We start from the raw sequence: 3,027 nt of genomic DNA on the forward strand, positions 1-3,027 counted from the left end.
ATGCATTGTGGACGTGAGTCTTCACCGTGTGGGGGGAAAGGTGCAGCTGCGTGGCGGCGTCGCGGTTGGTCGAACCTTCAGCGATGAGGTTGACGACCTTGAGTTCGGAGTCGGTGAGGCTGTCCCACCCCGTTTTTGCCCGCGGCTGGGCGATGGTGCGCCGTTCTACGCCGAGTCGGCGCAGCGCGCGGCCGACGCGGCGAGCATCGGCGGTCGCGTCGCACTTGACGTAGGTGTCGAATGCCGCGTTCAGCCAGTCGAGCGCCTCAGCGTTGCGCTGCGCGCGACTTAGCTCGCGGCCGGCGTCCTCGGCAGCGCTCGCGTAAAGCAGCGGCCGCGACGACGAACGAAGCACGTCCGCGGCAGCCACCAGTGCTGAAGCGTCACGTCCGAGTATCCCGCGGGCGTGTTGGGCGACCGCGGTGAACAGCGGGATCGGCGGCCGCTCACGCTCGAGCAGGTCGGTGGCCTGCAGGACGCGTGCGCGCAAGCCGGCGTCGCCCGCGGCCGAAGCAACGCGCGCACCCAGGATCACCAGATCCAAGATCTGCGGCCAAAGTGGTGGTTCGAACAGCGTGATGTCGCCGCCGAGCCAGCGCATGGCGTCATGGATGTCGTCGCGCTGCCACGCGGCCAGCGCGAGCACATGCGCCGCTGTCCGACGTATCACAAATGAGGCGGTCGGGTAGGCGTCGCGGGCGTCATTGACCGTTTGCTGCAACAAGTTTCGGTCATCGGTATGCACCGCCACCTCGACCAGAATCATCATGCGCGCCACGTCCGGGTCGGTAGCGGCTGTCGGCTTTGGGGGCCGCATGGATTCGGCCGTGGCGCGAGCAGCGGACAACCGGCCCGCAGCGAGGTGGACAATCGCGCCAACCGTGGACCAGATATCAAGGCCCATTGCGTTGCGTTCCCGGCGCGCTTGCTCGGTTGCCTCGGCGACCTTGGCAGTAGCGTCGTCCACCCGCCCCACCGCCGCCAGCACCAGCGTGCAGTGGACTGCGGCCAAGTCATGGGCTGCGGTCGCATCACTCGTGCGGGCGAGCGCGCAAATCTCCTCGAGACGGTGTACCGAGCGGCCCGCGTACCCGTCGCCACAGTCGAGACAAGCCAGCGTGACATCGGCCAGGATTCTGGCCTCGAGGTCACCGGTCGATGCGGCAGCCACGGCAGCCTCGTCGGCCGCCGCGCGCCGTTGTCCACCTTGCTTCTGAAACAGCAGGTTGATGGCTAGCCAGGCCAGGTGCCGTGCTCGGGTGACCTCGTTGATGTCACCCAACTGCAGGGCTCGACGATTCTCCTCGACGCGTCTCTGGGTGCTGTGCTTGGTGACCGTCGCGAGGCGCAAGCGAATCTCAGCTTCCTCTTCGGGCGATGCCACCTCTGAGAGCGTGGCAACGGCTAGCTCTTCTGCCTCCTCGTAACGGCTGGCTCGGTTGAGCAAGTCCACTGTTTCGGCGACCAGTGACCCGTAGTCAAGGTCGTGGGCGGGCAACAGTGCCAGCGCGCGCTTGCTCAAGTCCGCGGCTGCGCTCGCATCGCCGCGGCCAACCGATTGGGCGGCTTGGCGCAGTGCATCGATGGCCTCCCGGTCTCCTGGCTCGGCGCTGCGTGCCAGCTGAGTGGCCACTTCGGCTGGGGCCGAACCCATTCCGAGCATGACCGACGCCGATTGGCGCTCCATCGCCCGCCGCAGGGACTGCGGCAGCGACTGTCGGGTGGCCTCGCGCAGCAAGTCGTGCCGAAACCTCAGCCGCTCACCGTCGTCGACGATCAGGTCCGCGCGCACCGCCTCCTCCAGCGCTGACATCAACGATGCCGGCTGGCGGTCCAGCATCGCGGCCAACTGCCCGGCTGAGAACCGGTCCGGCAGTACTGCGGCCACCCGCACCACTTCCGAAGTGCCATCCGAGAGCAGGTCCAGTCGCTGCCGCATACCGACGCCCAGGCGGCGCGGCAGCGCATATCCCTTGGCCGCCGCGCGGCCGCCGTTGACGGTAAGCCGGTCCTCCTCACTCAGCCCACCGAGAAGCTCGCTGACCAGAAACGGGTTGCCGTGTGCCTTGGCGGCCAGATTCAGCAGTGACGCATCGGCTTTCGCTCGCACGGTGTCTTGGACCATGTCGGCGACCGCGTCCGGCGTGATGGCCGCCAGTCGCAGGAATGTGGCATTCGCGCGTTGCAGCAGTGACAAGGTCTCCTGTATTGCCGGGCCGCCGGCCCCCGTGCGGGCAGTCAGCACCCACAGCACCGCCACATCCGGGCGCGCGGTGGCCAGCGACCGCAGCGCCAACAGCGTGCCGTTATCGGCCCAGTGAATGTCCTCCAAGACAATCACCAGCGGGGTCTGTGCGGCCGCGGCCTGAATCGCGTCGGCCAAATCATGCACCACCCAATAGCGCAGATCGGCCGAGCCGCCCAGCCGGCGCAACGCCTCGGCGTCCCCGACCGGGGGATCGGCGTTCAGCGTCGCCATGAACAGCGAGAAAAACGGCACCGTTTGCTGATACTCGAACGCCTCACCGAACAAGGTGCGCACCCCGAACTTATCGGCCAGCGCCAACACCTCGGTCAACAGGCGGCTCTTGCCTATGCCGGGTGGGCCCTCGATGATCAGTACGCCACCGCGACCCTGAGCCACCGCGGCAACCATGGCGCCGATCGTCTTCAGTTCGTTTGCCCGCCCGCGAATCGGCGGAGTGACCAGCCGCTGGCCGTCGACGTCAAATAGGCCGGTTGAAGGCCCCATCGGGTGTCCTGTCTACCGTGTACCGGACTGCCATTGCAGTGCACGTCATTGTAGGCCCGCGCACGCCATCCACCGATTGCTGTCGATCAGTTAGAGCCACGCATGAGCTGCGCCAATTGGGCACGGGAGGTGATGCCGAGCTTGGCAAATGCATTGTGGACGTGAGTCTTCACCGTGTGGGGGGAAAGGTGCAGCTGCGTGGCGGCGTCGCGGTTGGTCGAACCTTCAGCGATGAGGTTGACGACCTTGAGTTCGGAGTCGGTGAGGCTGTCCCA

General features: G+C 66.8%; 2 protein-coding genes. Both read right to left on the reverse strand.

Features of this window, described 5'->3' with window-relative positions; genetic code table 11:
- A partial coding sequence (locus WAO18_RS09930; protein ID WP_422205978.1) for a helix-turn-helix transcriptional regulator occupies positions 1–2,752 on the reverse strand: 2,752 nt, incomplete at its 3' end.
- Positions 2,753–2,838: 86 nt separating this feature from the next.
- Positions 2,839–3,027 (reverse strand): response regulator transcription factor (locus WAO18_RS09935; protein WP_422205980.1); only part of this gene is annotated, 189 nt, incomplete at its 5' end.

Origin of the sequence: Mycobacterium sp. (genome assembly GCF_049278535.1) — a bacterium.
In the GTDB taxonomy this organism is placed as follows: domain Bacteria; phylum Actinomycetota; class Actinomycetes; order Mycobacteriales; family Mycobacteriaceae; genus Mycobacterium.